29 protein-coding genes are annotated in these 21,792 nt (G+C 61.9%); 3 read left to right on the top strand and 26 right to left on the bottom strand.

Features of this window, described 5'->3' with window-relative positions; genetic code table 11:
- Positions 1 to 60: 60 nt before the first annotated feature.
- From A2G96_RS08005 to A2G96_RS07935, 16 genes are all read right to left on the bottom strand, one after another.
- Positions 61 to 486: a hypothetical protein gene (locus A2G96_RS08005; protein WP_062798371.1), complete on the bottom strand. Its 426-nt coding sequence runs from the start codon at positions 484 to 486 to the stop codon at positions 61 to 63.
- Positions 487 to 601: 115 nt separating this feature from the next.
- On the bottom strand, positions 602 to 1,786 hold the full coding sequence (locus A2G96_RS08000) for a phage tail tube protein (protein WP_062798366.1): 1,185 nt from the start codon (positions 1,784 to 1,786) through the stop codon (positions 602 to 604).
- A 74-nt stretch (positions 1,787 to 1,860) separates the two neighbouring features.
- Positions 1,861 to 2,268, bottom strand: coding sequence for a DUF4128 domain-containing protein (locus A2G96_RS32270; protein WP_082818874.1), 408 nt, complete (start codon positions 2,266 to 2,268; stop codon positions 1,861 to 1,863).
- Positions 2,265 to 2,672 carry an HK97 gp10 family phage protein gene (locus tag A2G96_RS07995; protein ID WP_062798364.1) on the bottom strand — a complete coding sequence of 136 codons (408 nt, stop codon included), beginning with the start codon at positions 2,670 to 2,672 and terminating at the stop codon, positions 2,265 to 2,267. Before A2G96_RS07995 ends, A2G96_RS32270 begins: the two co-directional genes overlap by 4 nt.
- Before the next feature lie 44 nt (positions 2,673 to 2,716).
- The gene (locus A2G96_RS07990; protein WP_150124075.1) at positions 2,717 to 3,199 is read right to left on the bottom strand and encodes a hypothetical protein; all 483 of its coding nucleotides are present in this window, start codon (positions 3,197 to 3,199) and stop codon (positions 2,717 to 2,719) included.
- A 48-nt stretch (positions 3,200 to 3,247) separates the two neighbouring features.
- On the bottom strand, positions 3,248 to 3,622 hold the full coding sequence (locus A2G96_RS07985) for a hypothetical protein (protein WP_062798360.1): 375 nt from the start codon (positions 3,620 to 3,622) through the stop codon (positions 3,248 to 3,250).
- The gene (locus A2G96_RS07980; protein ID WP_150124074.1) at positions 3,619 to 4,050 is read right to left on the bottom strand and encodes a hypothetical protein; all 432 of its coding nucleotides are present in this window, start codon (positions 4,048 to 4,050) and stop codon (positions 3,619 to 3,621) included. The genes A2G96_RS07985 and A2G96_RS07980 overlap by 4 nt, the downstream gene beginning before the upstream one ends.
- Complete coding sequence (locus A2G96_RS07975) at positions 4,047 to 4,541, bottom strand: DnaT-like ssDNA-binding protein (protein WP_062798356.1); 495 nt, start codon at positions 4,539 to 4,541, stop codon at positions 4,047 to 4,049. Before A2G96_RS07975 ends, A2G96_RS07980 begins: the two co-directional genes overlap by 4 nt.
- A gap of 3 nt (positions 4,542 to 4,544) precedes the next feature.
- Positions 4,545 to 5,054, bottom strand: coding sequence for a hypothetical protein (locus A2G96_RS07970; RefSeq protein ID WP_062798354.1), 510 nt, complete (start codon positions 5,052 to 5,054; stop codon positions 4,545 to 4,547).
- Between the two features lie 56 nt (positions 5,055 to 5,110).
- Positions 5,111 to 6,082 (bottom strand): major capsid protein, encoded by a 972-nt coding sequence (locus tag A2G96_RS07965; protein ID WP_257733694.1) that lies wholly within the window; start codon positions 6,080 to 6,082, stop codon positions 5,111 to 5,113.
- 18 nt (positions 6,083 to 6,100) lie between these two features.
- Entirely contained in the window at positions 6,101 to 6,886 is a 786-nt protein-coding gene (locus A2G96_RS07960) for a DUF6651 domain-containing protein (RefSeq protein WP_062798350.1), read from the bottom strand.
- Positions 6,887 to 7,176: 290 nt separating this feature from the next.
- A complete protein-coding gene (ltrA, locus tag A2G96_RS07955; protein WP_231909587.1) occupies positions 7,177 to 8,415 on the bottom strand; it encodes a group II intron reverse transcriptase/maturase in 1,239 nt (412 codons plus the stop codon).
- 712 nt (positions 8,416 to 9,127) lie between these two features.
- Complete coding sequence (locus A2G96_RS07950) at positions 9,128 to 10,186, bottom strand: structural protein (RefSeq protein WP_062798348.1); 1,059 nt, start codon at positions 10,184 to 10,186, stop codon at positions 9,128 to 9,130.
- Between the two features lie 2 nt (positions 10,187 to 10,188).
- Positions 10,189 to 11,559 carry a DUF4055 domain-containing protein gene (locus A2G96_RS07945; RefSeq protein ID WP_062798346.1) on the bottom strand — a complete coding sequence of 457 codons (1,371 nt, stop codon included), beginning with the start codon at positions 11,557 to 11,559 and terminating at the stop codon, positions 10,189 to 10,191.
- A 12-nt stretch (positions 11,560 to 11,571) separates the two neighbouring features.
- Positions 11,572 to 12,846: a terminase large subunit domain-containing protein gene (locus A2G96_RS07940; protein ID WP_062798343.1), complete on the bottom strand. Its 1,275-nt coding sequence runs from the start codon at positions 12,844 to 12,846 to the stop codon at positions 11,572 to 11,574.
- The gene (locus tag A2G96_RS07935) at positions 12,846 to 13,301 is read right to left on the bottom strand and encodes a helix-turn-helix domain-containing protein (RefSeq protein WP_062798340.1); all 456 of its coding nucleotides are present in this window, start codon (positions 13,299 to 13,301) and stop codon (positions 12,846 to 12,848) included. Before A2G96_RS07935 ends, A2G96_RS07940 begins: the two co-directional genes overlap by 1 nt.
- A gap of 141 nt (positions 13,302 to 13,442) precedes the next feature.
- Between A2G96_RS07935 and A2G96_RS07930 the strand changes: the two genes are divergently transcribed.
- Complete coding sequence (locus A2G96_RS07930) at positions 13,443 to 13,754, top strand: hypothetical protein (protein WP_062798338.1); 312 nt, start codon at positions 13,443 to 13,445, stop codon at positions 13,752 to 13,754.
- Here A2G96_RS07930 and A2G96_RS07925 read toward each other — a convergent pair.
- The gene (locus A2G96_RS07925) at positions 13,745 to 13,954 is read right to left on the bottom strand and encodes a hypothetical protein (RefSeq protein WP_062798336.1); all 210 of its coding nucleotides are present in this window, start codon (positions 13,952 to 13,954) and stop codon (positions 13,745 to 13,747) included. The genes A2G96_RS07930 and A2G96_RS07925 overlap by 10 nt on opposite strands.
- A 238-nt stretch (positions 13,955 to 14,192) precedes the next feature.
- Between A2G96_RS07925 and A2G96_RS07920 the strand changes: the two genes are divergently transcribed.
- Both A2G96_RS07920 and A2G96_RS07915 read left to right on the top strand, forming a co-directional pair.
- Positions 14,193 to 14,456 carry a type II toxin-antitoxin system RelE family toxin gene (locus A2G96_RS07920; RefSeq protein ID WP_062798334.1) on the top strand — a complete coding sequence of 88 codons (264 nt, stop codon included), beginning with the start codon at positions 14,193 to 14,195 and terminating at the stop codon, positions 14,454 to 14,456.
- The gene (locus A2G96_RS07915; protein WP_062798332.1) at positions 14,440 to 14,769 is read left to right on the top strand and encodes a helix-turn-helix domain-containing protein; all 330 of its coding nucleotides are present in this window, start codon (positions 14,440 to 14,442) and stop codon (positions 14,767 to 14,769) included. Before A2G96_RS07920 ends, A2G96_RS07915 begins: the two co-directional genes overlap by 17 nt.
- A 360-nt stretch (positions 14,770 to 15,129) precedes the next feature.
- Here the strand turns inward: A2G96_RS07915 and A2G96_RS07910 are convergent, their stop codons facing one another.
- The 9 genes from A2G96_RS07910 to A2G96_RS07875 all read right to left on the bottom strand — a co-directional run bounded on the left by A2G96_RS07910 (position 15,130) and on the right by A2G96_RS07875 (position 21,789).
- On the bottom strand, positions 15,130 to 15,855 hold the full coding sequence (locus A2G96_RS07910; RefSeq protein WP_062798331.1) for a DNA-methyltransferase: 726 nt from the start codon (positions 15,853 to 15,855) through the stop codon (positions 15,130 to 15,132).
- Positions 15,785 to 16,015 (bottom strand): Com family DNA-binding transcriptional regulator, encoded by a 231-nt coding sequence (locus tag A2G96_RS32260; protein WP_082818872.1) that lies wholly within the window; start codon positions 16,013 to 16,015, stop codon positions 15,785 to 15,787. Before A2G96_RS32260 ends, A2G96_RS07910 begins: the two co-directional genes overlap by 71 nt.
- Before the next feature lie 240 nt (positions 16,016 to 16,255).
- The gene (locus A2G96_RS07905; protein ID WP_062798330.1) at positions 16,256 to 16,870 is read right to left on the bottom strand and encodes a hypothetical protein; all 615 of its coding nucleotides are present in this window, start codon (positions 16,868 to 16,870) and stop codon (positions 16,256 to 16,258) included.
- On the bottom strand, positions 16,867 to 17,262 hold the full coding sequence (locus A2G96_RS07900; protein ID WP_062798328.1) for a phage protein NinX family protein: 396 nt from the start codon (positions 17,260 to 17,262) through the stop codon (positions 16,867 to 16,869). The genes A2G96_RS07905 and A2G96_RS07900 overlap by 4 nt, the downstream gene beginning before the upstream one ends.
- 872 nt (positions 17,263 to 18,134) lie before the next feature.
- Positions 18,135 to 18,557 (bottom strand): hypothetical protein, encoded by a 423-nt coding sequence (locus A2G96_RS07895; protein WP_062798326.1) that lies wholly within the window; start codon positions 18,555 to 18,557, stop codon positions 18,135 to 18,137.
- Positions 18,554 to 19,408 (bottom strand): hypothetical protein, encoded by an 855-nt coding sequence (locus A2G96_RS07890; protein ID WP_062798324.1) that lies wholly within the window; start codon positions 19,406 to 19,408, stop codon positions 18,554 to 18,556. The genes A2G96_RS07895 and A2G96_RS07890 overlap by 4 nt, the downstream gene beginning before the upstream one ends.
- The gene (locus A2G96_RS07885; RefSeq protein ID WP_062798322.1) at positions 19,405 to 19,737 is read right to left on the bottom strand and encodes a hypothetical protein; all 333 of its coding nucleotides are present in this window, start codon (positions 19,735 to 19,737) and stop codon (positions 19,405 to 19,407) included. The genes A2G96_RS07890 and A2G96_RS07885 overlap by 4 nt, the downstream gene beginning before the upstream one ends.
- Positions 19,734 to 20,915 carry a phage Gp37/Gp68 family protein gene (locus tag A2G96_RS07880; protein ID WP_062798320.1) on the bottom strand — a complete coding sequence of 394 codons (1,182 nt, stop codon included), beginning with the start codon at positions 20,913 to 20,915 and terminating at the stop codon, positions 19,734 to 19,736. The genes A2G96_RS07885 and A2G96_RS07880 overlap by 4 nt, the downstream gene beginning before the upstream one ends.
- Complete coding sequence (locus tag A2G96_RS07875) at positions 20,908 to 21,789, bottom strand: hypothetical protein (protein WP_174549299.1); 882 nt, start codon at positions 21,787 to 21,789, stop codon at positions 20,908 to 20,910. The genes A2G96_RS07880 and A2G96_RS07875 overlap by 8 nt, the downstream gene beginning before the upstream one ends.
- Positions 21,790 to 21,792 lie beyond the last annotated feature (3 nt).

The raw sequence follows: 21,792 nt of genomic DNA, 5'->3' as shown, positions 1-21,792 counted from the left end.
GCAGAGGCTGGCCATCCTTCTGCGGGGTCGCGAGTGCGAACTCGTGTCGCGCAAAGTCGATCAGCTCTTGCGCGAGCTCGGCATAAAATTTCCCGCTTCAGCCGATTGGTCCAGCACTTGACGGCGCGCGCTCGGGTACTTGCGGAACAGCCTTTCGGCGTTCTCCGGCGTGCATTCCTCCTTCATGCCCTCCCAGCTCGCTAGCCTGACGACGCAGGACTTGATGAGGAATTCCTCATCGTCCTCGATCATGTCGACCGGTAGATCCTTCCCCTTCTTGGCCGCCATCGCAGCCCGGGTGCGGCGCTTGTTCAGGTTGTCACGGATGAACTTCTGCACTCGCTCCGACTGATCGCCGTACACCGAAAACTTGACGCCGGTGGGCTTGTCATCCGCGCCCAGCAGATCGAATGTAAAGGGAATCTCGCTCGCCTTCACGACGTCCAGGTCGTCGATGCTGATCAGGTTCTGTTCTGCCGTTTTCATGTGAAGCTCCATAGAAAAAAGAGCCCGCCGACACATGCCGGCGGGTAACGCCCTAGGGTGGAGCGAAGCTGCTCCGGGGGTAAGTAAATGCGCCCCTTCTGCGCGGGGCTCTGGATCAGACCAGGGTGGTGTCCTGGATCACGATTGTGGTCTTCTCGGTGGCCTCAGCCGCACCGCCGTGGACGTTCAGCAGCGCGGTGAACGGGATGGTCTGGACGATGCCGCCGGTTTCCTTGTCGTCCTTCGATGCGCCGCCCAGCTTGATGCGCGGCAGCTTGAACATCATCGACTCGCCGGGGTCGCCATCGAGGCGGAACACCAAGGAGGTCTCTTCCTCGTTGACGAACTTGGTGTATAGGTCGTTGTTCTCGAAGTACGCTGTCATCTGGCCCGAGACGCGGACGCGGCCGGCGAAGACGTCCGGCGTGGTCGGCGAACCGATGACCTCGCCCGTCTCCATCCCTCCTTCGATCGTGAAATTGAGACCAGTCACGACAGCGATGCTGGCACCGCCGGCGTACAGCGCGCCACGAGTGCCGGCCAAGATGCTGGTGTCAGTGGCCGGGCTCGGTGCCACGAAATAGGCTACATCGTCAGTCTCGACGTCCTTGCCCATCAGGGTCACTTCGACGGTCGCCATGCCGTTCGGCGGGAAATTCAGCGCGACGGAGCCGATTCGAACGCCGAGAGCAAGCTCACTGGCCAGAATATCGCTGTACCACTGCTCGATCGCGAAGCTGTCGTTGGTGTGCCCGCTCAATGGCACGGCGAGCTTCTTGCCCGCGACAGCAACGGTCACGTTGGCGCCCTCCGCCTCGGTAACCAACTCTTTATCGAGGGACAGATCGGTTGCCGTCACGCCCAGCACCACCGCCTGGCCGTTGTTCGACAAGGTGGCGAAGCCCGACACCGTCACCAGGTCACCGATCTTGAATCCCTCGGTCAGCCAGGACCCGGCCGACTTGACCAGTCTGTTGCCGGCGTCCGCTGCGGCAATGTCGGCGCCCGTATAAGTCTCGCCCGCCACCCACGCTGCGCGCAGGGCCGCAGCAAAGATCAGTTCGAAAGTCTCGGGCGACAGCTCGCCCGACAGCGTGCCGTTGACCGCCTTCGTGCCCAGGCGCATGTCCGCCGTTTGGTAGTCGGTGCGGATCTCGTTCGACTCGAACGTCGGGCGCTCCAGGTTGATTTCCGCCGTCACCCGGCGCATGTACCGGCCGGTATTCGCCGCGGGCTTAACGCCCCAGGCGGCTTCCTTACTGATGACGACCTTTTTCGCTACGCCGCTTGCAATGGTCATGATGTGTGCTCCAAACGAAAAAGCCCGCGTTCAGCGGGCCAAGGATGAAAAAACCCCGCTGGCGCGGGGCGGGGTCAGGTGAAGATGTCTGCCGAGTACTGGATCGACACGTGGATACACCAGCGATCGCCGTCCGGCACACCGGAGGAGATAGCAGGCGTCCGCTCAACACGCGTCGATATGCCGCCCTCAGGGATCAGAAGGCCACGCGGAAAGTAGTTTCGGACCGCCTCAGCGCGTGTCTGTGCCGCAGCCGGCCCGGTTCCTTGCGGGTAGTAGAGAGAGACCTGGAAGACGCCCACTTCTCGGTAGAAACCATCGCCCATCGTCGGATTGGCCGGTGTGGCAGGTAGCAGGTGCACCCTTTGGTATGGGGCCCCAGGCGTCGGGGTGAATGGCACATTCTCAGGCGCCAGGGGCAGTACTGGCGCCATTGCAAGGAGGTGTTTTTCCAAGGCGCGGCGGATCAAAGAGAGGCTCATTGCTTCAATTCCCCGACATGCTTGGTCAGATACTGGTCGAACTCAGCGATAGTGACGCGCACCATGCCCTGAGGCGACTTCGAACTCCAGCCGTACTCGAGGCGCTGGGCATAGGGCAAGAAGTTGACGATGTAGAGCACTCCGCCGGGCTTGAATTCCGCTATGCCAGCCTTCCCGCGCGCCAGCATCTGCTGACCGGTCGGGTCAGTCTCCTCAGTCGTCTGCTGGCTAATGCTCTCCTGCACGAACCAGTTGCCAAGGAATCGGCCCGTATCGACGGGCGATCGCATCTGGATTGACTGGAGGAGGTCTTCGGCGACTTCGCGGATGACCTTCTCTTGGTTGTCCTTGGCGCGCTGGACAAAGGCGGCAAGCTTGCGGCGGAAGTCGTCGTTGGCAGGCATGAAAAAAGCCGCCAATATGGCGGCCTCTCTTGCTTATGAGCTAGTCACAGGTCGGTGACTAGCTCAAGAAATTTGGCTGATAAAGTGTTTGCAAGATTCCGAGCGAACTGCATCGCATCGCCCTCATCTGGCGCTGCTATGTCCCAGTCCCAATCGAGCTCTTGCGTAGCATTTAAGCTCACTAAGCCGCGGTCGTTGAAAAGCAATCCATGCATCCGCACCATCTCGGTGGTGCCATCGAGCTTGCGGTCACGGCGAAACAGGTCAAGCACCCCAAACAGATTGTTGGCGTCTCGCTTGATACCAAAACGGCCCCAGACTTTCCCAAAGGGTGTTTGAAACACCAAATCCCTTTGAGAATGACCGATATCGATCTCCTGTAGCTCGACAAAGTGAGTTTGGACTCCATTTGCGAGCCGCTCTTGCAAATTGTGCGCAAGGGTGTTTGCCACGACGAGCAACCGTGATGTTTCCGCTGCTCGCCTCTGCGCCTCGCGCAGTTGTGCACCGCTGAATGGACTTGCCACTTCCGACTCCCGTTGTGGAAAGCGACAAATCTACCACGTTGGCATGTACTACCTCCGAAGTTGCAACTCATAGAGCACCGGCGTGCCGGCCGGGTTCACCGCCTTGACGTTCTGGACCTGCCACACGTCGGCGCCGTCGACCAGCTTGTCGCCGGTGGCAGGCAGTGGCATGCCCGTCGGCGACAGCAAGCACTGCTTGTCGCCGACCTCAATCAGCGTGCTGGGGATCCACGTCTGGCCGGAGCCCACCGACTCGTAGTCGAATAGCGCGCCGGTGCCCGGATATTCCACGGGAGCCTCCGGCACCGTGCCGCTGTCCGGATCATAGTCACCCGTAACCACCCGGCGCAGCGTCAGCGGCTTTCCGAACTCTGCCAGCAGCTCTTGCGCTAGCGCCGCCATCTCCTCGTAGAAGGTACTCATGCGTCCCACCATTCCGCTTTTCGCATGCGCTTGGTCATGCCGTGCTCGAAGATTAGGCTGGTGCCGTAGTCGTGGCAGACCAGGCGACCGTCATAGACGCCATAGTTCGTGCGTTTGAAATCGCACAGGAAGACCGGCATCTTGTCCGGATATTCGATAGCAGGCGTGGTACGCGCCATCACCAGCACGCCGCCGTTCGGGCTGATCCAGCGGCATGGTGCGAACCACTTCTCGATGTCGGTGCCTTGCACGCGCTGCCAGATCTCCCACTCAATCACGTTCTGGAACCGGCCAGCGTCCTCCTCGACCTTCACCACGCAATCCGGCAAAACGCGGCTAGAGAAAACAGATCTGCTCATGCCGTAGCCGATGCGGTCGGCACACAGCAGATTAAAGGCGTCCCGATGGATAAAGGCGTTGTCGCTCATGCGCGGACCAAACGAATCTGCCCGCCTCCACCCGCCACCAGCTGGCGCAGAAGCGAATCGACGTAGGCATACCGCTTCTGACCGCCATTGCGCTCGGCTGGAGCGAACTTTCGAGTGATCGGCCCTACCGTCTGCTCGACCACCTGCTGCGGTGATATGTCCGGCGAAAGTTCGCCGGTCCTCGTCTTCAGGGCGAGCTCGCACACCGCGTCTTTGACGCGCTGCGGGACCACATCGGGGTCGACCGGGTATCCATCCGTCCTAACGTCATACCTCGGCCAAGCGAGCGCCTGGCCAGCGGAAGCCCGTACTCCCTTCCACGAGTACTCCGCGTCGACGTAGCCGGTAGCCCGCACCAGGGCCGATTCCTTATCGTCCGCTGCCACACCAGCCCATGCCGTATTGCCGCGCTTGCTGTGATAGGCGTCCGCCTCGGCCACCGACACGTAGCTGTCGGCTGTCGGGCTGCCAGTGGTAGTGTCGATTGCCATGGATCAGGATTGCGGCTTGTTGGCGGCGTCCAGCAGGGCCTGCAGGTCTGCCTTTTTCGCCTTCGGATCGAAATTGATGCCCTTCGCAGTCAAGGCAATACGGATCTCTTCGATGCCGAGCTTGCCATCGCCGTTCGTATCGGCTGGCTTGTCGCCATGGATCGCCCCAAGGCCTTGGCCGTCGATCTGCACCCCAGCAGCGCTGCCGTCCGGACGCTGGCCACCCTCAGGCGCGATTGCGCTTGCAGCCGCGATGGCGGAAGCGATCTCTTCGGCAGTGCTGCGCGGCGCGTAGCCATGCGGTGGATACTCTGTGGGCGGGTAGCCGGCCGCAATGAACTCAGCAATGGTAGGCCCATCCGCCCACAACCCTTCCGCATTCCGGAGCGGAGGGTTCTCGTAGCCTTCTGGCTTGAAGACAGCGTCCACAACCTGCACTCCCATGGCGCGCAGCTCGGCCTTGCGTTGAGGCGACACCGGATGCGGCTCGTACCAAATCTCTCGGATATTCATATGCTCTCTCCATGAGGCGGTGAGGCCGAAGCCCCACCACCACAGCGATTTACGGCTTACTTCGAGGCGTCGCCGATGGTAATGACGCCGGCGGTGTGTTTGATGCTGGAAGCGGTTTGGTCCCAGTTGGCGCCGGTCGCCAGCTTCGCATCGGTAGGCGACTTGCCGCCGTTTGCTTCATCCCAGGTGTAGCCCTTCAGGCCAAGGCCGAAGGTGTAGTCCACCTGCATCGTGGTCTCGATCCGCTCCTTGCCGTTCGAGGTCTCGATGTTGCTGATGACGTCCGAGCCATCGGAGACGGTCGCCGCACCTTCAGCCAGGGACAGCACCCGCAGCTTTGCAGGTACGGCCGGCGGGCCGACCACCGCCGGAGTCGACAGCGCGGGCGAGTCGGTCACCACCACCGGCTTACCCAGGATGTCGACCACGCGCACGTTTTGCGCCTGGAACAGATGCTGGGCGTTGGCCAGGTTGGCACCGATCAGCTTGTGGAAGGTGACGCCGTTCATGATCTGCGCCACCAGATTGCCGCTGTGGTCACCGAACTTGCCGTGCGCCTCGTTCATGGCAACGTAGCTGATGCCGTTTGCGGCAGACACGTCGTTGACGGCGTCAACGTTGTTGCTGATCGCAGCCACCAGCGCCATGATCGCCGTGTTCAGCTGGTCGGCCAGCATCGCCTCGGCGAAGTTGCGGGACGCCACCTCGATGCCTTCGGCAGTCGGCTTGTTCAGCCAGGTAAGCTGTGAGGGCTCAAAGCGAATCGGACCGAAGCCGCCTGCGACCTTGACCGAGCTGTGCTTCAGCTGGGTCAGATCGGTGGGCGCTGCATTGCCATTGGCGGCATAGCGATCGACGCGACGCTGTGCAGAGTGGATGGCCGCGAAGAACGACTCCTGCAGGAAGTCGCCTTCGAAGCCTTCGGTGGTCAGCCGAATGGCGCCATTGCTGGCCTGGTTGAACTTGTCCACCATTTGCGCCAGCGTCTCGATGATCGCCGGCATGATGTACTTGTTGAACACCTGCATTTGAGAGAGGGACATTGCTTAGCCTTTCGAAAGTTCAGGGAATCGACTGGCAATGGCGGCGGTGCGCTCTTCCCGCGTTCCGCCGAGATTGCCCTTGAGTTGGTTGTTTCCGCCAGCGCCCGGGCCGCCGCCCGCCCCACCGCCAGACGCACCCGTGCCCTTCAGGATCTGCTCCTTGTAGGGGTATTGGTCGACCAGGGTTTCGAGGGCCTCATCGAAGTCGGCCAAGTCACCGGGCCGAGCGCGCGAGAAGATCTTGTTGCCGGCCTGGTCATAGGCCACGATCTTCCCGTCCTCGACCTTGAACGCCGATCCGAACCGGGCTTGCACCAGGTCTGCCGGGATGGCGAACTTTTCCGAGATGAGCTTGGAGCGGGTGAAACTGCCGCCGATCTTTTCGGCGTAGAGGTCCCCAGTCACATTGTCGAGCGCCTGCTTCGTGCGCGCCAATTCCTCAGCGTGCGCCTTGCTGGCGGCGGCGACTTGCTCTTGGGCGGCCTTCTGCGCCGCGGCCTTGATCTCTTCGACCTTGCCGGCGGCGATCAGCTTGCCTTCATCGATGTTCTTGATGGTCTCCAGCGCCTTCCGGGCTGCTTCGCCATCCTCGATTCCATCGAACGCCTTGAGCTTGGTCTCGGCTGCTTCCTTGGCCTCGCGGTGACTGCGGGCCTCGGCATTCAGCGCGGTGATCTTTGACACGGCTGAGGGGGCGTCGAATGCCACCTCCTTGCCGTCGTCGTGGATGTACACCGGCTTGCCGTCCTGGAGAACTACGTTGCCTTGTTCGTCGAGCTTCAGTTTCATGGTTGCTGTTTCCTTGGCTATCCAGCCTCAGTGCGGTTGCCGATTCCTCGGCGTTGCGCCCGGCGGCATCCACCGCTCGGGCAATGAAAAAGCGCCCGCAGACCGAAGCCCGCGGGCGCTGGAATAAATCGGTAGAGTCGAGATGTGACGCGGTGGCGTTAGGTTCTGCATATCAGTAGCCGCCCCTTTCGTTTGGCGGTGCCTCATTAGCCGAACCGTGGCTCCGTTTTCACATCCCGCTCATCGAACCGGACGTGCGCTACTAACGCATCCGGCTCTCGGACAGAACATCATGCCTTCGCCCACGGAAGGTTCTGCGGAAGCTTTGGCAGGCGGATGAGTCCAAGCTGCTGGTAGAGATACTCATCGGGGTAGCGCGCTACTCCCCCACTGCGCTGCTTGTGCTTCTTGCACAACCATCGGCGGAGCCGGTTTGTGGTGTACTTGTCGAGGAACCGATAGGCAGGAGTGACCGGGCCGAGGCTAAAGTAGTTGGCCCATCCGCCAAGTTTCTGATTCAGACGCTTCACCATTTCCCCGGCATCCATCCATGCCATGTTTCGGCCTGTCTGGATACGCACCGTTTCAGTCATGCGCTTTATGCTCTTTCGCGACGGTCGAGCGGCGATGTACGGCCGCCGAGTCTTGACCGAGTAGCGCCGACCAAAGGTGTACCCCAGGAAGTCGAACTCGCCATCCGGAAGGCGGCAAATCCGGGTCTTTTCTTCGTTCACCGTAAGCTTAAGCAGGCCCATCATCTGCCGCATGGCGGCGAGCGCCTTCTGGGCATTGCTGCCCTTACAGCAGATGACCAGATCGTCGGCATAATTGACGATCCGAGCACCAAGCCGCTGTTCCAAGCCAGCCTTCTTCCACCCCAAGATAAATCGTCGCATGTACAGATTGGACAGTAGGGGTGAGATCGGCGAGCCCTGCGGAATGCCCCGCTTGGTATCCCGATTGGACGTCGTGCGCTTCTTGCGACCTCGCTCATCCTCCTCTTCCACCGGGGCATCCAGCCAGAGCTTCACCAGATGCAGAACACGCCTATCAACAACCCGGCGTGCTACCGATTTCATGAGTTCGACGTGCGGGATCGTGTCGAAGTACCCGGACAGGTCGGCGTCCACAACATCCTTGTGGCCACTGGCCAGTAGCCCGTGTACCTCGCGCACAGCGCTTTGTGCACTCCGGTTTTGTCGGTAGGCATGCTGTTCTGGCGGCAGATCGGCCTCGAAGATTGGCTCCAAGACCAGCATCGCCGCCGTCTGACACACCCTTTCCGCCAGTCGCGGAATGCCAAGCGGCCTGAGTTTGCCGTTCGGCTTTGGAATATAGACCCTTCTTACCGCTTCCGGACGATACGTTCCATCCCGAAGCTGCTGCGCCAATTCCCCAAGCCATCGCTCCTGCCCATACTGCTCAACATCATCGAACGTCAGGCCGTCTACACCCGGTGCCCCCTTGTTGGCGCGGCAACACGCATAGGCGTGCCTTAGCACGTCCATTCGATAGATCTTGTCGTACAAGGCATAGAAGCGAAACTCGGGTTCTTCCTTCGCTTTCGCATGTAACGCCGTCCGTAGTCCCTGAACGCTAATCGGAGTTGCTAGGTTTCCCAATCTCCTGTCCTTTCCCACTTTCAACGTTGGTTCTGAACTGAGGCCCCTTTCCTCCACTGGCATTACCCAGCTTCCTCGGTAATACGGGCCTCTCCGCCACCCCTATGCGCCCGGCCTGTCCGTCACCGGCTTCCGGTTGGTCGTTGCGCTCGACCACGCACGGGGCTTCCCGTGTTGCATCGGTTTCCCTCTTGTATGCATGCTGTCGCCACTACCCCGGCGGAACCGCGGGGTGCATGTTTCGCTCTCTTCCCCCACGGTGGCAGCCTTCCCCGATATTCCGACGGGTCGGCTTCCGCATTGCGTCTTTCGAGGCCTGCTCAGCGTTCACTCACGTTACGGCCTGCATACTCGCCAAGTCACTTACATGACCCTCTACATCGAAGGCTTCAGCCGCTTCGTTACCTCCACGACTGCTCCGATTGCTACCGGCTGGAGCGAGAGTTGCCGGGCGGGATTCGCACCCGCTGAGAAACCGTGCCTTTGCACGGCGCACGGAATATTTCGTCGTGCTATTTGTCGTTCTGGCCGCCGGATTGCGGCAAGGGGGCAAGCTCTGCCGTGATGCGCAGTTCAACCAGATCGACGGGTCGCGCCGTCGCTGATGATCGTGATTCGCTCACTCATACTTCTTCCTCAGTTGATCGAGGGTCATCGGCCGCCCCCTCTGGTCAAGCAACTGGGACAGGGAAATCTTGCCATCTCTCCACATAGTGGCCCGCCCCGGGCCGAGCATTTCATCCTGGAACGCCACCCCCTTCTTCTCCAGAAACCTCTCGAAGGTGATGTTTGCGTCGACGTAGCCGTCAATGCTGGCGCGCACCGACGGCTTGAACCGCGGGATGTCAGTCCCAGAGTATTGCTCCGGAAACTTCGGCAGGATCCGGCTGCGGCAACGAAAGTGCCGCGGGCAGCCGTTGTTAAACGGTAGTTTGTGGCCGACCGGCTTGAAGTCCTTGTCCCACTCCTTGCCGCTGTAGGCCATGCAGATGTCCGATGTCCTGCCGTCAAGGGTCGAGAGTTGGAACCAGCCGACCAGCAGGTCAGGGTTCGCCTCGTACACCCTCATGCTCGCCCGCTGCGTGACCGTCTGCGCCGCGGTGATCACTAGCGCCTCAGCGTCGCGGCGGCTGATCTCCAGAATGCCCGAAATCCCAAGCCGTTTCGACCCAGCAATGCGCCGCACGATCTCCGCGTTTGTCTCGCTCTGGGCTATCCCGAGGCGCATCTGTTTGGTAACGCGGAATGCCGTGTCGCCGGACTGCTTGTCCAGCCAGTCTGACAACAGCGCCCCCTGGAACGAGCCGGCATCCACTAGGGCATTGAGTACTGCGGTAGGCGGCGCGGCCTTCAGCAGGTCCACGCCGACGGATCCGTTCAGGCTGGTCATCGCCCACTTTGCCTCTTGGCCAGCCAGATCCTTTAGATCGTCCCGCAGCTGCTCACCGAGCTCTGCGTAGCGGCCGGACACAAGCTCCTGAATCTCGTTGACGATCCGTTGCAGGCGGTCCCTGCGGAAATCGGTGAGTTGCCCCTCGCGGTCAAGCTTCCGATTGACGTCGTCGACCACGTTGGACAGCAGCTGAGCGACAAGGTCAAACTCTCGGGCGAAGACGCGGTTGAGGTGGAGCTGCCGCTCGATCGACAGCAGCGATATCAGAATCGATAGATCGCCCATAGCTATGCCGCCTCAGGCGCCGCACCAGGCCTTGGTTTTCCGATCCGCTGCTGCTCGTCGCCCCACCTCAGGTCGGGCCGTATCATGCCGCGGCGCTGGAACTCCTCAAACAAGGTCTCATCGGACAGCGTGCCGGCCACGTTCATCTTCTGCAGCAGGTCGGCAGAAGCCTCGGCCAATGTCGCAGCACCGAAGTCCTTGTAGACGGTGACGTGGCCGCCCTCCTTCTCGCCCACCCAATCCGCCATGAGTTGCAGGGCCGCATCAATGGCATCCTCAAGGTCGCCGGCAATTCGCTGCAGCGCGCAGGATCCCTGCTCGTTGTCGGCCACCGTCTGCGCCTCAGTGACGTTGCCGGGCTTGATGACCAGAAGTTCGGCACCGGCTTGGCGCATCTGGTCTTCCAAATCCAGCAGCGACTTTCGCCCGGCCTCGATGGCGTCGCCCTTGTGCTCGACGAACTTCATGTCGGCTTCGGGCGATTGAGCTTTCACCGCAGTATTGGCGCCAACCGTGATCTCGACCTCGTCGCCTAGCATCTTGGTGAACAGGATCGGCACCCGGGCGACGTGCAGGATGGTCTGCTGGTCGCTCTTGGACTGCCAGTGCTCGACGTTCATGAATGCGAGATCCAACAGCGGCGGCACCCCAATCATGAAGGCCTTGCGCTTACCGTAGACGGGAACAAGCGGGATCATCTTCAGAGTGGTGGTGCCCTCATCGTGCAGCGTCCAGTCGTCCTTCCCATCGACCTTTCGGTGTATTTCCCACCGCCCGGGGTACAGCACCCTGACCTGCTCGATCGCCTTCTCGCCGAAGTCACCATCTTCCTCGACTGCGGTCTCTAGAAAGCGGAACTGCGTCAGCGTCCAAACGCCATTCACACGCTTGCATCGCCAGCCCAGCATGTCATCCAGACGGATGTGCACGAAGTACGGTCGCACGCCGGCCTGCTGCTCGTCTGCCTGCGTTCGCAAGCCTTTGGTCGTCGGGTAATCGATCAGGATTCCGCAGAAGCCTGGGCCCAGCGCCTCCTCACACAAGGTCGCTGCAAAGGTGTGCAGGTTGCGCCCTTGCAGGTCGATGTCTTCGCACCAGGCCTTAAGCCTAGCAGGCACGTCATCGCTGAGCGTCAGCGGCTTGGAGAACGGCTTGCCTGCAAGGACCTCAACCGTACGGTTGTACGCTGGGAACAGCGTGGCGACAGCGAGCCGCGCGGCATAGCTTTCACTCTGTTCGTTCGGCCATTGCGGAAGATAGTCTTTCCCGGCTGCCCGCATGGCGGCCGTGCCGCCGAGCAACGCCCGGATGAGCGGCAGCGGCTTGTGCATCGCCTTCACTACAGCGGAGAGGGCTCGTACGTCTTTTGCCATGGTGTGGTCGGGTTATGCGCGAAGCAAAGTCACCTTCGCCGTGCGCTTGACGATCGGCCAGAGCTTGACCAGCGGGTAGCCACCAGCGTCGTTCACGTGGTCGTGGCCGCCCGATTTGTCCGGCTCGCCGTTCTTGTCGTAAGGCTGCTGCTCGAGCGCCTCCGTGTAGACCGGGCACAGGTGCGTGTTCACCTTGAACCGGCGCTCGCCCTGGTCGTTCAGGATCAGGGCGTTCACCGAGTTGAGCCGGTCCTTGACGGCCGGGTTAGTCGGGTTGACCTCGATCTGGAAGCCCGCGGCCCTCAGGATCGACAGGTCGGACTCGGACGCGTTCTTACTGCTGGTGTTCTGGCCACTGGCATCCGGGTACACCTTAATGTGGTGCCCCTTGTCCTTGAAGCGCTCCTTGAGCAGCTTGGCCATGGCCGGGGTATCCCGGACCTCGGTCAACTCGCCCACCGCGCGTGGCTCACCCTTTCGCACCACGAGGATCACCGCGGCCATCTTCAGCACGTTGAAGTCCATGCCGACGTGCAATGGCTCACCCGGCTCCATCACCTCGTCGGTGTGGTTCAACCGGCGGTCAAAGTTCGGGTAGACCGAGCCGCTGGTCAGGTTCACGAACATGCCGCGCAGGTAAGCGGCGATCAGCTGCGGCGGGTAACTGGCACGCAGCGAATCGATGTAGTCGTCCGGCAGGTTCTTGGCGTTCTGGTACGTGCTCGCCTGCACCAGGCCGTACAAGCTGGCCAGCTCGGGCTTTTCCCGGGCCGCCTTGACGAACTGCTCGTAGACGAACTTGAAACCCTCGGGCGTCGTCGTGACATCGATGCCGTTCAGCAGGCCCGGCGCCACCTGGCGCATCCGCGCGATGATCTTGCGCCAGGCAGTCTGCGCCTCGATCTTGCGCATGACGTCGAGCTCGTCGACCAGCGCCTTGCCGATCTTGAAACCCACGATCTTGCCCGGGTCGTCCATCGACCGGCAGATGATCGTCGTCCGGTACCGGCGCCCGCTGTAGAGGTGCACCTCCTTGTTGGAGGCATTCACCTTCGCCACCAACCCCCAGTCGTGGGCCACCTCCTCGATGGTCGGGAAGAAGATGTCCCGGATCTGGCCGTAGGTCGGCGCGAAGTAGCCGGCGTTGATGCGCGGAAACTCCCAGGCGTGCTTGCACAGCCCAGCGCCCCCCACCCACGTCTTGCCGGAGCCGAAGCCGGCCACGAACGCCTTGAACTTGTGCGGCAGAGCCAAGAACTGCGCCTGTGGCACGTTCAGGGAAGGCATCAGGCGTCGCTCTCAGGCTCGGGCCGGCTGGCGTCCTGCACGGTGACCGTGACCATCACCGGCGGCGGCACGTCATCCGCGTCCTTCGGATCGGTCTTGTCACGCCACTTGGCGGGCTGGCGGTTCTTCAGCCAGATGAACGCGGCCGCGGTGTCCGGCGGGTAGTACTTCCGGATCTTGGTCTTCCGGATCTTGCCGCCCACCACCCGGATATCGATGTCGTCGTGCTCGAAGCCACAGGCGCGCTGGTACAGCCGGTCCGCAACATTTGCATCCGCCAGCTGCTTGCCTTGTTTTTGGGCGAGCAGAAACTCCGGGAAGTCCGCCCCCCACTTGCGCAGAGTGGCGGTGCTGACGCCAAAGAAATCGGCCAGCTCTTGGTTTGTGGCACCCAACAGGGTGAGCTTTCGGACCTGCTCGGCAAACTCCGGCTGGTACTTGGATGGTCGTGCCATTGGCGCGGTCCCTCAGGGAATGACGCCTCAGGCATCGACTCTGCGGATTGAAATGTGCGGTCCCGCACAAAGAATCATCGAATTTCTTGGTTGATTCTGCGAATTCACGGTATTTCCAGTCACCAAACACAGGAGACCGTCATGTCCACACCCAACCCCCAAACCACCGCTGTCCAGTTGGCCAGCACGCCGACCCGGATGCCACACGGCACGCTCTGCACGGTCGCCCAGATCCTCTCGGAGCTTCGGCCAGACACTTGGCTAACCATCGACCTGTCCGTGCGCCAGCAGATCGGCATCGAGTTTCGCAAGGCGATCGAGCGCGGAGTTCAGCCGCCCGAATCGAGCTGGCGCCGGGTCGGCAAGAACGAGCGCGGCCAGACCGTCTACGAGGTGATCCGCCGCAGTAAGGCCGGCTTGTCCGGGAGGGATGCCGTGGTCGGTCAGCAGTGAGAGATGCCCGGGCTTTGCGTCAGCTCAGCCCACTCTTCGACGGTGGTCATAGGCGACACAGCAGCAGACAAGCGGCCGACACTGAGCTGGAACTCGCCAAGCGTGCCGACTGCAATGACGTCAGCCGTCAGACGCAAGCCGTCTAGCGTGCCTGTCGTGATCTGGTCCGCGTTCACCTGGTCCTGGTACTGGCGTTTCATCCGCGTTTCCTATGGCATCAGCCGTGGTTTTTCGGCCAGCACGCTCGAACCCAGACGCCCCACAACAGGAAGCAAATCACTGGCAGGAACATGTCTGACCTCAGAATGAAAAAACCCCGCGCCGGCCTACCCGGGCGGGGCGGAATCGGGCGGGATGCCCGAGGAGACAGCCGGATCGGCCAACCTCCAATAACTTATTTGTGTTGACAAAACTTATACTTATCTTATAATTCAACACATGAACACGATCACCTGGTCCATGAAAGCAACCCGCCAACTGCGAAAGATCGCTGATAAGGCTAAGCGCCAAGCGATCTATGCAGAAGCCCAGCAACTGGCGCACTGGCCGAACTGCCCCGGCAACATCAAAAGCCTGAAGAGCCGCGACGACTACAGGCTCCGCGTTGGCGACTACCGGGTGATCTTCGAGATCGACCAGACTGGAAACCCGCTGATCGTGACCATCACGCAAGTGGAGAAGCGCAATGAACGCACGTACTGACATTCAACTGATCAACGGGCCGGATGGGAAGCCGGCCTTTGTGGTCATTCCCTACGCCGATTACTTGGCCATGGAAAAGAAGGCGGAGCCGACCATCCCTAATGAGGTCGTGGGCCTGATGATCGATCACGACTACACGCCGGCTCGAGCATGGCGAGAACACCTCCGTCTCACGCAGACGGAAGTGGCAGAGAGACTAGGTATCAGCCAATCCGCCTATGCCCAGCAAGAGAGCAGCACGAAGCTGCGCAAGTCCTCGCTGGAGAAGATAGCAGCCGCACTGGGGATCAGCGTGGCGCAGCTCGACGTCTGAGGCCTCGCATCGGGATTCCCGCCGGGCGGGACCGAGTCTTCCCTCGGGGATGACGACCGGCTGCGCCTGGAACCTGCCTCCGTCCGCGATACTCCGGAGCGCGGGATTTACCCCACCGGCCGCCATGCGTGAGGGAGCCGGGCTTCCACCGGCACCGCACCGGCCAACCGCTCCGGCGCTCGTCGCGCATCCTTTTACGCCGGCCAAACGGCCAGCGCTGCGCGCCACGGTTCGCTGCCTACCTCATCGCGGGACTGCGCCACGGAAGAAGTGCGCGCCCATATTTCCGCCTGGGCGCCCCAGTGAGGATCCGGGATGATTCGGCGGTCCGCAAAGAGGGATTGCGCGTAGGTCATCTGGCTACGTCGCGCCGCCAAGGCGCTGACTCGCCAGTTCGTGGTATGCCGGCTCGATCTCGCAGCCGATCCAGTGAAGTCCAGCCTCCTGCGCCGCAAGTAAGAACGTGCCGGACCCTGCGAAGGGGTCGCACACCACGCCACCGGCTGGCGTCAGGCGGACGATGTCGCGCGCCAAACCGGAAGGTTTCTCGGTCATGTGCCGCTTGGGGTGCGGCAGCCGCTCCGAGAACACCCCGGGCAAGCAAACTCCGATATCGGTCTTCACGGCGCCCTTCGTTGCCCACACCATGAACTCGGCTTGCTGGGAGAAGCCACCCATACGTGGCCGCGCACGGCCCGGGGTCTTATCCCAAACCGCCACGCCGCGCCAGATGAATCCCGCGCCCTGGACCGCATCCGTCAAACTCGGAAGCTGGCGCCAGTCCGAAAAGCAGACCAGGTTGCCGCCGTCCTTAGCCACGCGGAATGCTTCCGACAACCAGGTCATGCACCAGAAGGTCCAGGACCGTTGGTCCTTGTTGTCATGGCCGAACTCGACGTACTTCGTCTTGACGTCGCCGCCGACATACTTCTGGCCAGGGGCCTGCGCCCGGGCACCGGAATGTAGGCCACCCGACGAATATGGCGGATCGGTAAAGAACAGATCCACCGACAGCTCAGGTAGCGTCCGAAGGATCTCCACAGCGTTCTCGCGATGAAGGGTGTTCAGCGTGCTCGGTGCCGTCATGGCCGCGATCTCCGTCTAGCGGAGCTCGCTGGCTCTCTGGTGCGGAGCTCGCGGCCCTCAGGTCGTTCATCGTCCGACAGCGCGGACACTTGATGGACAGGTGCGTGTACGCGCCCATCGCCAATTTGCGGTGGCAGTTACCGCAACGGATCTCCTGCATGGGGGTTAGATTCCTGCGCTGTGCTAGGATGCCCTCGCCTGTCGACAGGTGGCGCGGCCCTGGCCAAACTTGCAGGTTTACGCTGCTGGTGCGGGCCGCGGTTGGGTGTTAGCGCACCCACCGCGGCGCCGCGTCTTTCGCCCCGCTGGCAGCTCCAAAACGCAAAAAGCCCGCACTAGGCGGGCTTCGGGGACAACTGCTGCGAGTCTGGGCAAATACTATGCCAACTGTCCCAGAAACTCAAGCTGCTTGTAAGGATTCGTCCTCGATCACGCCGTGGGCACGGAAATTGGCGGTCAGCGTCTCGTCGGCCCGCTCCTCCAGAGCGCGCAGATGGGCGGTCAGCACCTTGTTCGCCCGCTCGTAGGTGCTCTTGCTCCCGCCGCACTCGGCCGCGATCTGCCGGAACGAGAAATCCTGATCTGCCCTCTCCTTCCCGGCGTACCGGCGCCAGACCAGCGCCAACATGGCCATGTCGTTGCCCACGCCAATCAAGCTCTGGTAGTAGCCGGCCAAGCCACGTACACCGGAAGCTCGCTCGGCCTGGTAGGCATAGCGCGCCCAAATGACATTGCGTTCGGGCTCCGGCAGCCGGTCGCGCACCGCCGCCGTGATCATGCTGCACTGGGCCCGGATCTCGTCCGGGGACAGGCCGCCGAAGTTGACGGTGCCGCTACCGGCAGTGCCGCGCAGCTGATCCAGCCACACCTGCTGCTGGTGGGTCAGGTCATCCAGATCCTCCAGCATGCGAACCAGCATGTTGCGGAACGGTGCCCCTTGCCGCGGCGGCATGCTGAGCACCAAATACGACACGTGCAGCGCCTGCGCGGTGTTCCTGAAAATCGCCTGAGTCATTGGGTCACCTCCGGTACTTCGCGGCCGAACTTCAGCATCACGTAGCAGCGCATTGCTGCCACAAGCGGGCTGTCTTTGTCGTGCCCGAACGCTCGCTTGCCGTCGACTCCAGCGTGCCAGGTGCAGGCAGACCAGAATCCAGAAGGCCCCCAACCTGCATTCGGTCCACCGTAACGATGCACAGCCCCGGTCGGCGGACCGATTTGGATGTTGTTAGCCTGGATGATCGGGCCGGCCTCATGCCAGGCAACGGTGGGCGAGAACAAGTGGAAATCAAAATCGGGGTGGAACCTCGACTCGCATTTACCATCCCGCATGCTGATCTCTCGATCGCCGAGTGCCTTGGCCACCCAGTAGTCAAGCAAGCCTTCCTGCAGTTCAGATACCTTCATTGGCTTTTTCCCCGTTGTTGTAGCTTTGGCAACGCTTGCCGTGATTCCTTCGCTTGCCGCCCGGCAGCAGCTTCTGGTCACGCCCTTTCCCATTTCTGCAATTTCGGGGTCCGCACCGCCTTTTCGATTGACCACCCGCGCTTGAGTCTGCTCTTGAGTAGCCCGACGGAGTGTCCGCATTCAACGGCCACATCCCAAAGCGGCCGAAGCATCCCAGCGAGAACCACGCGGGATGTGTCCCTTCTGTTCTTGTTCTGTTCCGCGACAGTCGCCCATCGACAATTCCCGGGCTCGTAGTTGCCATTGTTATCAATGCGCTCAATCGTTCGTTTTGGCGGCGGTTCGCCCATGTCTGCCAGGAAACTCTCAAACACCATCCACCGCTCACAGACCTTGATTCCGCGACCGCCATAGTCTGCATAGGCATGATGGTTCGCGTTCTGACATCGACTCTTCATGCCGCCCCAAATCCGATAAACCCGCGTGAGGTGCATCCCGTGTCGAACACGGTTTCGCCGAACCTTGCTCAGTTCGTCGCGCAAGCAACCACATGACTTGGTCATGCCAGAGCGCACGTTGTACGCGTCAAACTGACCTCTAAAGCCGCAGGCGCAGTTACATAAGAACCTGCGGCGCCCCTGCGAGTCCCGCTCCACGTTAAGGTCAAGAACCGTCAGACGCCCGAACACGTCCCCCACATTGGTTTCCGACAGTCTCTTCGGCATAGTGTTTGCACCGTCTGCCATAGTATTTCCCCTTCTTGCAAATGCTCTTGCCAAAAACCATGTCGACATGAACGCAGCCCTTGCACCCCATCGACTCAGTCCGTTCGTAGACCTCGGCGGGGTCACGGAATTTCCAGCTTGGAAGGGTCAAGATTCGCCCTCCCGGCGCTGCTGACGGCGACGCTCGTCAATCTGCTTGTTGACCGCTGACCTCCCGAATCCGTCCGTCGGCGCGATGCCCTCGCCGCAGTGCGGGCAGGTCGGCACCATGGTGCGGCTGCGCCATGCTCGCTCGACTTCCTGGGCGGCTCGGAGATGGATGGTCTTGCCCTCCACGTCTGCCTGCCGGCGCTCTCGACTCTGCAGCTTCGCCATGGCGCGCCCGTAGTTCTCCGACAACAGCTTCAGCGCCCAGAAGGCGGACACCTGAATGCCGCAGTCATCGCACTTCACGATGTCGCCGTCCTCGTCCATTGTGAGGTTCATGTGCTGACATTCGCCGCTCCGCCCCACATAGGAGCGGCTGCGCTGGGTCAGCCGCATTTCTTCGATCTGGATGACGTTGCTCACGCAGCCCTCGCGATAGCCGGCAGTGGCTTGTCGACTTCGTCCAGCGACTGGCTCACCTGCTTCAGCAGCCGCCGCAGGCGCTGGACCTCTGCGTCCTGTTCCAGGCGAAGCGCAGCCGAGCGCGCGGCACCGGCGATCTCGAAAGTCCGGGCGTCCGGCTCCAGTCCCAACGCCTCGGCAAGCTCGCGTCTGGCCGAATCGATGGTTGCAGCGTCGCGGTCGGCGTCCTTCCGGGCCCGCTCCATCAACTCGCGGTACTTGGTGTCGGCGGCCTTGGCGCCCTCTTCCAGTGCCGCTGTGGCCTGCTCATAGCGGTACCGGGCGGACCGACGGTCATGCAACAGCTCGGAGACCTCTTTTCCGAGCCGCACTTCGAGTTCGGCAATCAGGCGGTACTCGTCGCGGCGCGTCGGCAGGCTCAGCTCCACCAGCCGGCTCACGCCGTCCATCAGCAGCTTCAGCCACGCGTCCAGCGGCAGGTTATCGACGGCGCGTAGTGTCGGCGCCTTTACGGTGCGCCATCCGGTGTCGTTGCGGACCATCAGCCCGCACCCGCTGGGAATGTCATCCTTGCCGATCAGACCGGTCGGCACTGCGAAGGTGACAGCCGAGGCGTAGCGAAGGTAGCTCTGCCACTTTCCCGCCGTCACGTCGCGGCGGAAGTCCGATGTGGAGATCTTGACCTCGTAGGCCAGCGGCGTGAATCGGCTGAAGCTGAAGGCCAGACTGTAGGCATCGGGCCGCGGGGAGCCAACAGGCCCCAGCTGCATGTTGGTCCAGACCATGCGCTGGGTCTTCTCGCGCAGGTACTGGGCCAGATCCTCCTGCAGAGCGTCATGCGTCCACTTCATGGCATCACCCCCGCGCGCTGCTGCGCCTCCCGCGCCTTCTCACAGGCCTTGCAGCGCGGGTAGTTGCCCGGCAGGTGAAGCTGGGCCGGAGACGACCACACGCGCCCGCAAAGCGAACGCTTGTCTGGCGTACTATTCATCTCCAGAAACCAATGCGCCTTATTGCCGCCGAATAGCTGCAGCGCCCACTGCGGAAAGCCACGGCCGTGAGTCGCCTCGCCGCTATAGAACCCTTCCCGGACCTTGCCGTCAGGCCACAACACCGGTTGCATTTCGCCCGGCACCATGGGCGTCAGCCGCTTCAGGTGCTTCGATCCGGCGGCGCTCATACCGGGAATCCATCGTGCTGCACGCCGTCCAGCAGGCGGCCGGCGGCCTTCTTGCCGACGCGCCCCATGCACTGCAAGTCGTCGATCACGCCGTCCGCGGAATCCGCCCAGGTCGGATAGCCGACGTGCTCCCAATGGTCGTCTTGCCACTCCATGGTGCCGAATCGCGTTTGCTCGGGCGGGTCATCGATCTTGGCAACATTGAAATGCGTCCACGGCAGATACTCACCCCACTGCTTAAACAGGAGCGGCACGCCGGCCGCTGCGCACTGGTCGCGCAGGCTCCGGGCCCAGTCGGGATGCATCGGCCGCGCTCCGAGGCCACTTTCCCCACCCACGATGATCCAGTCCAATAGCTTTTTCTCGCTGTCAAACTTGAAGCCGTAGTCGCGACCCCATCCTCTGACGCTTGCGCACTTAGGGCAGGTGTCGCCAACATCGTCGGATGTACCATCGTCCTTGCTGCACTGCGCGCACCGGGCACTACCGATCGACTCGTCGTACTGCGCCTCGATGCCGCAATCGGCGCACATACAGGCGCCGCTATCGTTCTCGCTGCCGTGGTACGCGCAGTCCGAGCACGTCCAAGGCTCTAGCCATTTCGCAATATCGACGGGACCAAGCAGCGGCTCCATGGAGAGGAAGCGCACGCGCGCCGGGATCTCCACTAGCTTCGGGATGTCGCGGTCAGCCTCGGCCTGGTTGACGATGGTGGCGCCCAGCCAGACGTTGGGCAGGTAGTTATCGCGCCATCCTTCGCGCCCGTGCGTGAGCGCGCGCATGGACTGTTCGAGCATTGGCTCTGCATTGCCGATCCGCTTCGTCAGCAGAAGCCAGTCTAGATTGGGCGTGTCCATAATCAAGCGCAGCAAGTCATAGCGCCATTGGACGCTGACGGCGTTGTCAAACACGTCAGCCAGCGAGGCGCAGAAGACGCGCTGCCGGCGACCATGCTCCGCGAAGAAGGATTCGTGCCGGGCATTCCAAGCCAACGGCTTGCGCCAGTTGGCAGCGCTGGTGCGGACGCGCTCGCCGTGCGGGCCCCAGACGACCTTATGCATTCGCTTGTCCATCAGGTGCTCTGCGTAGCAATTGTCGCAGCCGGGACCGACCTTCGTGCACCCGATAAATGGATTGAACGTGTGATCGGTCCATTCGATGGTTGAGTTCTCAGCCATTTACCTTTCCCCCTTCGTTTGGCGCTGACGCATCCACGCGTCGAACGAAAGTGATGCGGTACTTCCGATACTTGCTGTTGAGCTCGTCCTCGCAGTAGCGGCGGAAGGCTTCCTCGTGCAGCTCGCCGGGCAGCATGTCGATGCCGGTGCCCATCAGTCCGCCCTTCCACGAGCCCTTCTCCGGGCCGACCTCGCTGTCGAAGTCGATGGACAGCGAGCGGCGGACTTTCGGGCGGCAGAACAGCGACAGCCACTTGAACCAGCCTTCGCCGAATCGCCATTCGCTCTCCTCGATGTGCGTGGTGGCCTGGATGCGCTTGCCGTCGTAGTCCTCGATCTCGAACACCGCCTTGGGCATCGTCTTTTCGAACTCGCGCTGCTGGGTGAATCGGTCGTAGCCGCTGCCATCGAGCTTGCGGCGCTTGGGCTCGAGCCACGTACGCAGATGCTCGCCGTCCAGTCCGAAGAGGCTGAACCGGATGAAGCGCCATTGCGTCCAGGGCAGGTGCTTGCACCAGCTCTTGGTCGTGAGGCTGTCGTGCGTCTGCGGACCGAGGTACACCTGCAGGAAGCCATCGTCGACGCTGAAGCCGTATTCGCACGGGAACACCTCGGCCCACCAGTCACGACCCATCCGCTCGATGGTGGCCGCGTCCCACGTCTCGGCCTTGTGCCGAATCTCGAACGGCTTGATGATCTGCGGCAGGCGAAGGCGAAGCGTCCAGCCAAAGGCACGCGCAATGAGAGCGCAGCCCAGGTGCTCCCCGCTCCCCGACTGCAAGACCAGGCTGATCGGGCGCCAGTCCGTGTGGCGCTGGCCAAGGTCAAAGGGGCCGAAGCGGCGATCGTTGTCGGTCAAGCGGTTGTATTGCATCGA

Origin of the sequence: Cupriavidus nantongensis, from assembly GCF_001598055.1 — a bacterium.
GTDB lineage: Bacteria > Pseudomonadota > Gammaproteobacteria > Burkholderiales > Burkholderiaceae > Cupriavidus > Cupriavidus nantongensis.
Note: the sequence above shows the minus strand (reverse complement) of the source record. Positions and strands in the feature narration are given on the sequence as shown.

Bases quoted from the DNA above. Each gene is read 5' to 3' on its own strand.
- A2G96_RS08005 (WP_062798371.1), bottom strand. From the start codon at position 486: ATGAAAACGGCAGAACAGAACCTGATCAGCATCGACGACCTGGACGTC.
- A2G96_RS08000 (WP_062798366.1), bottom strand. From the start codon at position 1,786: ATGACCATTGCAAGCGGCGTAGCGAAAAAGGTCGTCATCAGTAAGGAA.
- A2G96_RS32270 (WP_082818874.1), bottom strand. From the start codon at position 2,268: ATGAGCCTCTCTTTGATCCGCCGCGCCTTGGAAAAACACCTCCTTGCA.
- A2G96_RS07995 (WP_062798364.1), bottom strand. From the start codon at position 2,672: ATGCCTGCCAACGACGACTTCCGCCGCAAGCTTGCCGCCTTTGTCCAG.
- A2G96_RS07985 (WP_062798360.1), bottom strand. From the start codon at position 3,622: ATGAGTACCTTCTACGAGGAGATGGCGGCGCTAGCGCAAGAGCTGCTG.
- A2G96_RS07980 (WP_150124074.1), bottom strand. From the start codon at position 4,050: ATGAGCGACAACGCCTTTATCCATCGGGACGCCTTTAATCTGCTGTGT.
- A2G96_RS07975 (WP_062798356.1), bottom strand. From the start codon at position 4,541: ATGGCAATCGACACTACCACTGGCAGCCCGACAGCCGACAGCTACGTG.
- A2G96_RS07970 (WP_062798354.1), bottom strand. From the start codon at position 5,054: ATGAATATCCGAGAGATTTGGTACGAGCCGCATCCGGTGTCGCCTCAA.
- A2G96_RS07965 (WP_257733694.1), bottom strand. From the start codon at position 6,082: ATGCAGGTGTTCAACAAGTACATCATGCCGGCGATCATCGAGACGCTG.
- A2G96_RS07960 (WP_062798350.1), bottom strand. From the start codon at position 6,886: ATGAAACTGAAGCTCGACGAACAAGGCAACGTAGTTCTCCAGGACGGC.
- A2G96_RS07950 (WP_062798348.1), bottom strand. From the start codon at position 10,186: ATGGGCGATCTATCGATTCTGATATCGCTGCTGTCGATCGAGCGGCAG.
- A2G96_RS07945 (WP_062798346.1), bottom strand. From the start codon at position 11,559: ATGGCAAAAGACGTACGAGCCCTCTCCGCTGTAGTGAAGGCGATGCAC.
- A2G96_RS07940 (WP_062798343.1), bottom strand. From the start codon at position 12,846: ATGCCTTCCCTGAACGTGCCACAGGCGCAGTTCTTGGCTCTGCCGCAC.
- A2G96_RS07935 (WP_062798340.1), bottom strand. From the start codon at position 13,301: ATGGCACGACCATCCAAGTACCAGCCGGAGTTTGCCGAGCAGGTCCGA.
- A2G96_RS07930 (WP_062798338.1), top strand. From the start codon at position 13,443: ATGTCCACACCCAACCCCCAAACCACCGCTGTCCAGTTGGCCAGCACG.
- A2G96_RS07925 (WP_062798336.1), bottom strand. From the start codon at position 13,954: ATGAAACGCCAGTACCAGGACCAGGTGAACGCGGACCAGATCACGACA.
- A2G96_RS07920 (WP_062798334.1), top strand. From the start codon at position 14,193: ATGAACACGATCACCTGGTCCATGAAAGCAACCCGCCAACTGCGAAAG.
- A2G96_RS07915 (WP_062798332.1), top strand. From the start codon at position 14,440: ATGAACGCACGTACTGACATTCAACTGATCAACGGGCCGGATGGGAAG.
- A2G96_RS07910 (WP_062798331.1), bottom strand. From the start codon at position 15,855: ATGACGGCACCGAGCACGCTGAACACCCTTCATCGCGAGAACGCTGTG.
- A2G96_RS32260 (WP_082818872.1), bottom strand. From the start codon at position 16,015: ATGCAGGAGATCCGTTGCGGTAACTGCCACCGCAAATTGGCGATGGGC.
- A2G96_RS07905 (WP_062798330.1), bottom strand. From the start codon at position 16,870: ATGACTCAGGCGATTTTCAGGAACACCGCGCAGGCGCTGCACGTGTCG.
- A2G96_RS07900 (WP_062798328.1), bottom strand. From the start codon at position 17,262: ATGAAGGTATCTGAACTGCAGGAAGGCTTGCTTGACTACTGGGTGGCC.
- A2G96_RS07890 (WP_062798324.1), bottom strand. From the start codon at position 19,408: ATGAAGTGGACGCATGACGCTCTGCAGGAGGATCTGGCCCAGTACCTG.
- A2G96_RS07885 (WP_062798322.1), bottom strand. From the start codon at position 19,737: ATGAGCGCCGCCGGATCGAAGCACCTGAAGCGGCTGACGCCCATGGTG.
- A2G96_RS07880 (WP_062798320.1), bottom strand. From the start codon at position 20,915: ATGGCTGAGAACTCAACCATCGAATGGACCGATCACACGTTCAATCCA.
- A2G96_RS07875 (WP_174549299.1), bottom strand. From the start codon at position 21,789: ATGCAATACAACCGCTTGACCGACAACGATCGCCGCTTCGGCCCCTTT.